The 6,724-nt window shown below is 69.2% G+C and carries 7 protein-coding genes; 3 read left to right on the forward strand and 4 right to left on the reverse strand.

What is annotated here, in order from left to right; genetic code table 11:
* Positions 1 to 690, forward strand: a 690-nt coding sequence (locus BIU95_RS17600; protein ID WP_139179896.1) for an acyl-CoA desaturase, incomplete at its 5' end; no start/stop codon positions are given.
* Between the two features lie 4 nt (positions 691 to 694).
* Positions 695 to 916 carry a cold-shock protein gene (locus BIU95_RS17605; protein ID WP_307360835.1) on the forward strand — a complete coding sequence of 74 codons (222 nt, stop codon included), beginning with the start codon at positions 695 to 697 and terminating at the stop codon, positions 914 to 916.
* Between the two features lie 101 nt (positions 917 to 1,017).
* Here the strand turns inward: BIU95_RS17605 and BIU95_RS17610 are convergent, their stop codons facing one another.
* From BIU95_RS17610 to melA, 4 genes are all read right to left on the reverse strand, one after another.
* Entirely contained in the window at positions 1,018 to 1,893 is an 876-nt protein-coding gene (locus BIU95_RS17610) for a carbohydrate ABC transporter permease (protein WP_071252441.1), read from the reverse strand.
* The gene (locus BIU95_RS17615; RefSeq protein ID WP_056069178.1) at positions 1,893 to 2,852 is read right to left on the reverse strand and encodes a carbohydrate ABC transporter permease; all 960 of its coding nucleotides are present in this window, start codon (positions 2,850 to 2,852) and stop codon (positions 1,893 to 1,895) included. The genes BIU95_RS17610 and BIU95_RS17615 overlap by 1 nt, the downstream gene beginning before the upstream one ends.
* Positions 2,836 to 4,140 carry an ABC transporter substrate-binding protein gene (locus tag BIU95_RS17620; protein ID WP_250898339.1) on the reverse strand — a complete coding sequence of 435 codons (1,305 nt, stop codon included), beginning with the start codon at positions 4,138 to 4,140 and terminating at the stop codon, positions 2,836 to 2,838. The genes BIU95_RS17615 and BIU95_RS17620 overlap by 17 nt, the downstream gene beginning before the upstream one ends.
* 127 nt (positions 4,141 to 4,267) lie before the next feature.
* The gene (gene melA / locus BIU95_RS17625) at positions 4,268 to 5,692 is read right to left on the reverse strand and encodes an alpha-galactosidase (protein WP_071252446.1); all 1,425 of its coding nucleotides are present in this window, start codon (positions 5,690 to 5,692) and stop codon (positions 4,268 to 4,270) included.
* A 114-nt stretch (positions 5,693 to 5,806) separates the two neighbouring features.
* Here melA and BIU95_RS17630 point away from each other — a divergent pair, with 114 nt between their 5' ends.
* Positions 5,807 to 6,631, forward strand: coding sequence for a helix-turn-helix domain-containing protein (locus tag BIU95_RS17630; protein WP_056069172.1), 825 nt, complete (start codon positions 5,807 to 5,809; stop codon positions 6,629 to 6,631).
* The last annotated feature ends 93 nt before the right edge of the window (positions 6,632 to 6,724 follow it).

Consider the following 6,724-nt stretch of genomic DNA (forward strand, 5'->3'; position numbering starts at 1 on the left):
AAGGACCCGGACATCGCCCCTGACGGCATCCGCTTCCTGCCGGAGGACGCCGCCGCCGTGAAGGGTGGCGTGATGAAGACCTTCATGCGCTACCAGGGGTGGCTGTTCTTCCCCCTCCTCACGCTCGAGGGCCTGAACCTGCACCGCTACGCCGTCATGTCGATCGTGACCGGCAACGGCACCAAGGCCGACAAGAAGCACCGCCTCATCGAGGGCGCGCTGCTGGTGGCGCGGTTCGCGATCTACCTGACGGTGGTGTTCTGGTTCCTGCCGTTCGGGATGGCGTGTGCGTTCCTCGGGGTGCAGCTGGCCGTGTTCGGCGTGATGATGGGTGCCTCGTTCGCCCCGAACCACAAGGGCATGCCGACCATCGCCCACGACGCGAAGGTCGACTTCTTCTCCCGCCAGGTGCGGACTTCGCGCAACATCCGTGGTGGTTGGTGGGTGTCGTTCCTGATGGGTGGGCTGAACTACCAGGTCGAGCACCACCTGTTCCCGTCGATGCCGCGTCCGGCGTTGAAGCAGGCCCGCCTGCTGGTGCGGGACCACTGCGACACCCTCGACGTGCCCTACACGGAGACCACGCTGCTGCGTTCGTACGGCATCGTCGTCCGGTACCTCAACCGCGTCGGCCTCGCCGCCCGCGACCCCTTCGCGTGCCCCATGGTCGCGCAGCTGCGCATCCACTGACGCCGTGCTGACCGCCATGCCCACGGGCACCGTGAAGTGGTTCGACCACAGCAAGGGGTTCGGATTCATCCACCCCGACGACGGGTCCGAGGACCTGTTCGCACACTTCTCCAGCATCGTCGCGGCGACCGGCTCCCGGCCGCTCGCCCAGGACGACCACGTGCAGTACGAGATCGGACCCGGCAAGAAGGGTCCGCAGGCGGACAACATCTCGATCATCCGCTGACGCGGACGACGGACGGGAGGCACGGTGCCAGCTGGCACCGTGCCTCCCGTCGTTCCTTTCCCATGGCCACTGCAGTGGTAGGCCCGGAACCGCCCGGCGCCCTACTTGATGCCGGTCGAGGCGATGCCCTGCACGAACTGCCGCTGGAACGCCAGGAAGACCACGAGCAACGGCAGCACCGTGACGGTCGCGATCGCCATCACGGCTCCCCACGGTGAGCTGAACGCCGGGTTGTTCGTCAGGGTCGACAGGGCCACCGGCACGGTCAGGTTCTCGTTGCCCTGCAGCACGACGAGCGGCCAGAGGAAGTCGTTCCACCGCGTCATGAACCCGAGGATCACGAGCACCCCCACCAGGGGGCCGCACGAGGGCAGCACCACCCGGAAGAACGTCTGGAACTCGCCGGCGCCGTCGAGCCGAGCGGCCTCCATCAGCGCGTCCGGCACCCCGAGCATGAACTGCCGGGCGATGAAGATCCCGACGACGTCGAACACGGTCGGCAGGATCACCGCCCAGGGGGAGTCGACCAGGCCGATCTTCGCGACGACCAGGAAGCTCGGCACCAGGGTGACCTGGATCGGGATCATGATCGTGACGAGGAACGCCGAGTACAGCAGCCCTCGGCCCATGAACCGGAACTTGGCGAGGGCGTACCCGGCCATCAACGACACGACGACGCTCAACGCGGTGCCGACGCTGGTGATGAGCGCGGAGTTGCCGAGCCACCGCCAGACCGGCTGCGTGCTGAACACCTGCGTGTAGTTCTCGAACGTCGGCCGGGTCGGGAACAGCGAGAACGTGCCACTCTGCGACTGCCCGCCGGGGGTGAGCGCCGAGACGACCATCCAGTACAGCGGGAACACCATCAGGATCGCCAGGGCGGTGAGCCCGGCGACGAGGACCCACCGACCGGGCCGACGCCGGGAGCGGGCTCCAGCCGGACGGCGGCGGGGACCGCGGACATCGAGTACGGCCATCAGAGCATCTCCTCCGCCTTGCGGTTGGCGCGCTGCCGGAGCAGCGTGAACACGAGCAGGATCGCGACGAGCACCAGTCCGAGCGCCGCGGCGTAGCCCATCCGGGCATCGATGAACGCGGACCGGAACACGTACTGGATCAGCACGGTCGTCGAGAAGCCAGGGCCACCGCCGGTCATCACGTAGATGACGTCGAAGGCCTGCAACGAGAACACGACGTTCAGGATGAGCAGGATCGACGTCGTCGGGCGGAGCAGCGGCCACGTGATGGTCCGGAACCGCACCCAGCGCGAGGCGCCGTCGATCGCGGCGGCCTCCTTGAGCTCGGCGGGCACGGACTGCAGCGCGCCGAGGTAGATCACCATGCAGAAGCCGATCCGGGTCCAGACCACGACGACCACCAGGGTCGCCATCGCCCACCCCGGAGCGGTCAGCCAGGGCACGCGGCCCATGCCGAGCGCTTCGAGCAGGTTGTTCACGACGCCGTAGTCGCCGTTGAAGATCCACGACATGATGACGCCCACCACGACGCCCGCGGCGACCATCGGCACGAAGAACAGGGCGCGGAACACCGAGCGCCCGGGCAGCGGCCTGTTCAGGGCGACCGCCAGGGCGAGCCCGATCGCCATCGACGTCGGCACGGTGCCGAGCGTGAACACGAGCGTGTTCCGCAGCGCCGTGCCGATGAGCGGGTCGGAGCCCATGTCGACGAAGTTCTTCCCGCCGACCCAGGTGCCGTCGCCGAGCGAGGTGCTGGAGTCCTGGAAGCTCAGCGCGATCGCCGTGATGATCGGGATGAGCGAGAAGCCGAGGAACAGCAGCGCCGCGGGGCCGATGAACACGTACGGGACGAAGCGGCCGCGGCTTCGGCGGGCACCGTCGCCAGCGGGGAGTCCGCCGGTCGGAGGGGCGGTGGACGCCGTCGTGCGGACCGGCGCGGTCTCAGTTCGCAGTGACACTGCGCATCGCCTCCATCATCTGGTTCGAGGCCTCTTTCGGGCTCAGCTGCCCGAGCAGGCAGAGGTCGAGGTAGTCGGCGAACACCGCGTTGAGCGAGCTGAAGTACTCGCCGCTCTCGGCCTTCACCATCGAGAGCGGGATCGTCGTCCCCTGGTCGATGAACCGCTGCATCGTGTCGGTGTTCGCGGCGTACCCGATGTCCTTCGCGTCGAGGGACTTCCGGGCGGGCAGCCAGTTGCCGTCGTGGCAGAACTGCTGCATCTTCGACCGTGACGTGATCATCGCCACGAGCTCGGCCGCGAGCTCCGGGTGCTTGCTCGACTTCGTGACGGCCAGGGCGTTGCCGCCCAGGTCGCTCGCCTCGCCGACGTTGCGGATCATCGGGGCAGTGCCCCAGTTGTCGGGCATGTCGGTGTCGAGCTGCGCGATCGACTCCGGGTTGTTGAGCATCATGCCGATCTGCCCGGTCAGGAACAGGTTCCGCGAGACGTCACCGCCGCCGCTCTTGCTGAGGTTGCCGGTCGTCGCGAGTCCTTCGGCGTACCACTTCCGGCCGAAGGCCAGGGCGTCGATCGCCTCGGGGGTGTCCATCGACGGGGTCGCGCCGTCCTCCCCGAGGAACGCGCCGCCGTTCTGGTGGACCAGCGGCAGCCACCGGTACGCGGTCTCGGGCGACGACCAGCCGTACCCGAACGCGTACTTGCCGGTGACCTGCTTGACCTCCTTCGCGACGTCGAGGAACGCATCCCACGTCCACGCGTCGCCGAGGGCCTGCGGTGGCGTGACACCGATCCGTTCCATGACGTCGCGGTTGTAGTAGGTGATGAAGTTGTCGGTGTGCTGGAAGACGCCGTACACACCGTCGTCCCGCGCGCCGATCGCCCAGAACGGGTCGCTGTAGTCCTGCCGGTAGTCCGCCGGGACGGCCCCCGAGATGTCGACCAGGCTGCCGTTCGCGGCGTACCGGCCGATCTGCTGCGGGGTGATCCGGATGACGTCCGGCGCCAGGTCGGCGGCGAGCCGCGTGATGAACCACTGGTGGAACTGGCCGGTCGTGACCTCGACGGAGACGCTCGTGCCCGGGTGCGCCGCGACGAACTCGTCGGCGATCGCCTGGTAGCTCGTGATGTCAGTCGGGATGTTCCAGGTGGACAGGCGGATGTGCTTCGTGCCGCCGCGGGCAGCGGTTCCCTGGCCCGCGCAGGCGGCGAGGGCGCCGGCCATCGAGATACCGGCGAGTGCGAGGAACCCCCGTCTGGCGAGCTGGGGGGATGGTCGGGTCGGCATGGTCCTCTCCTTTGAGGTCGTGGTGCCGTGCAGGACGGACTGGAGGCGCGGCGCGCGGCTGCGCGTCGGCGCGAGCCGGACGTGGGGTCGCGGTTGCGGACCCGACCCCACGTCGGGCGCGACGGCGTCAGACCAGCGCTGGGCGGGCCTCCCGGTCGGCCGTGTGCGCGGCTGCGCCCGCGTCCGCCGGACGCAGCGACTCGGGGAGCAGCGCCGCATGGGCGTGCAGGAGCTCGTCGGTCATCTCGGCGATGCGGTCCAGCGTGAGGTGCGCCGCCGTCAGCGGGTCGAGGGCGACCGCGTGGTGGACGTGCTCGACGTTGCCCGTCAGCGCAGCGCGCACCGCCAGGGTCTGCACGTTCGTGTTCGTGCGGTTGATCGCGGCGAGCTGGGGCGGGAGCTCGCCGAACGAGGTCGGTTGCACGCCCTTGCCGTCCACCAGGCAGGCCACCTCGACGCAGGCGTCGGACGGCAGGTTCTGGATGACGCCGGTGCTGTTCGGGACGTTGCCGTAGACGACTGCGGGGACCCCCGTGACGATCGCGTTCACGATGCTCGCGCCGTACTCGACGCTCGGCGTCAGGTCGGCCTTGAGCTTCTCGAGCTGCGTGTCCACGTCGCCCTGCTCGTCGTGCGCCAGGCAGATCTCGTAGTAGTCCCAGCGCTCCGGGATGTACTCGAGCACCGTCTCCGGGTCCTTGCGGAAGTACGGCACGTACTCGCTGGCGTGGTGGCTCGACTCGGTCTCGAAGTACCCGAACGAGCGCATCAGCTGGGTGCGGACCTGCTCGTTGCCGCCCTCGTAGTTGCTCGCCGCGGCAGCCGCCTCGCTGTGGTCGCCGTCGTCGTCGTGCAGGTCGGACGCCGCGACGCCGCGCTGGTGCTTCGCCGTCATCACCTCGCGCAGACGCGGGTAGAGGTCCTCGCCGTTGCGACGCTTGAACTCGAGGATCCACGCCTGGTGGTTGATGCCGGCGCTGATGAACTCGACCTCGTCGTACGGCACGCCGAGCGTGCGGGCCAGCATGCGGGTGGTGCCCTGCACGCTGTGGCAGAGGCCGACGGTCCGCAGGCCCTTCGCGTTGAGGAACGCCGTGGCCATCGCCATCGGGTTCGCGTAGTTGATGAACTGGGCGTCCGGGCAGAGCTCGAGGGCGTCGCGGGCGATGTCCTCGTAGGCACGGACCGACCGCAGGAAGCGGAAGACGCCGCCGGGGCCGACGGTGTCGCCGACGGCCTGGTCGATGCCGTACTTGCGGGGGATCTCGACGTCCCACTTGTACGACTCGACGCCGCCGACCTGGAACGTGATGATGACGACGTCCGCACCCGCCAGGGCCTCGCGCCGGTCGGTGGTCTCGAGGACCTCGACGCCGAGGCCGTGGTGGGCGACGAGTTCGCGGGCTGCGGTCGCAGTGCGGGCGACCCGGCCCGAGTCGAGGTCCATGAGGTGCAACGTCGCGTCCTGCAGTGCGGGGAAGGAGACGAGGTCGCCGATGAGGCGGAAGGGGAAGACGAAGCCGCCGGCGCCGATGATGGTGATCTTGGTCATGTGACGACGGTAGGAAGCGCCGGGGCCCGGGGTCCTCCGGCTTCGGACGGCGGGGTTCCAGGATCCTCCGATCGGACTCCGGGTCGTCCACGCCGCTGCCGTAGGCTCGGCACCGTGCTCGACGTGGAGACGGTGGAAGCGGCGTACTGGAGCCATCGCGGCCCGGCGCCGATGATGCCGTCCTCACACCGGCACGACGACCTCGAGATCAACCTCGTGCTCGAGGGACGGCTCGACTACCGGTTCGGCGGGGAGCCGGTGAGCGTCAACGCGGGGGAGATCGCGCTCTTCTGGGGATGGACACCCCACCAGCTCGTCGGTGACGCGACGGGGACCGGACAGTGCCGGTGGGTGCACATACCGCTCGGCGAGGTGCTGGCGTGGGGGCTTCCGGACCACGACCTCGGTGCCATGCTGCTGAACCGTCCCGTCGTGGTGCCGACCGGTGCGGCTGGTCGGGACGTCGAGTCGATGTTGTCGTCGTGGCAACGGGACTTCGCGGACGACGGAGCCGGAGTGATCGCGAACCTCGAAGCGCAGGCCCTGGTGCGCCGGTTGCTGCGGCACCACCGCGACGCCGTGAACCAGCGCGCGGAGGGCGGGCACGGCACCGCGGACGCGATGCACCGGGTGATCGACATGGTGCGGTTCGTCGTGGACCGGTTCCGCGAACCGATCGAGGTCGCCGACGTCGCCGCTGCGGCACACCTGCATCCGCACTACGCCATGACGGTGTTCCGGCAGGACGTCGGGACCACGATCGGGGAGTACCTGACTCGGTGCCGAGTGGCCGAAGCGCAGCGGTTGCTCGCGACCACGTCGATGACGACGTCGGAGATCGCGCACGCCGCGGGGTTCGGCTCGCAGTCGAGCTTCTACGCGCACTTCACCCGTGCTTGCGGGAGCGCGCCCGGGGCGTACCGAGCGCGGGCCCGCTGAGCTGTGGTTCCCACGACGTGAATCGGCCCGGACCGCGCTGCTGCGTGGTCCGGGCCGATCGTGGTGCGGGGGGGGGGGTGTTACTTGATCTGT

The organism is Curtobacterium sp. MCBA15_007 (assembly GCF_001864905.1).
Lineage (GTDB): Bacteria > Actinomycetota > Actinomycetes > Actinomycetales > Microbacteriaceae > Curtobacterium > Curtobacterium poinsettiae.

Excerpts from the sequence above, each read along its gene's own strand:
- BIU95_RS17620 (WP_250898339.1), bottom strand. The coding sequence starts at position 4,140 with ATGCCGACCCGACCATCCCCCCAGCTCGCCAGACGGGGGTTCCTCGCA.
- melA (WP_071252446.1), bottom strand. The coding sequence starts at position 5,692 with ATGACCAAGATCACCATCATCGGCGCCGGCGGCTTCGTCTTCCCCTTC.
- BIU95_RS17610 (WP_071252441.1), bottom strand. The coding sequence starts at position 1,893 with ATGGCCGTACTCGATGTCCGCGGTCCCCGCCGCCGTCCGGCTGGAGCC.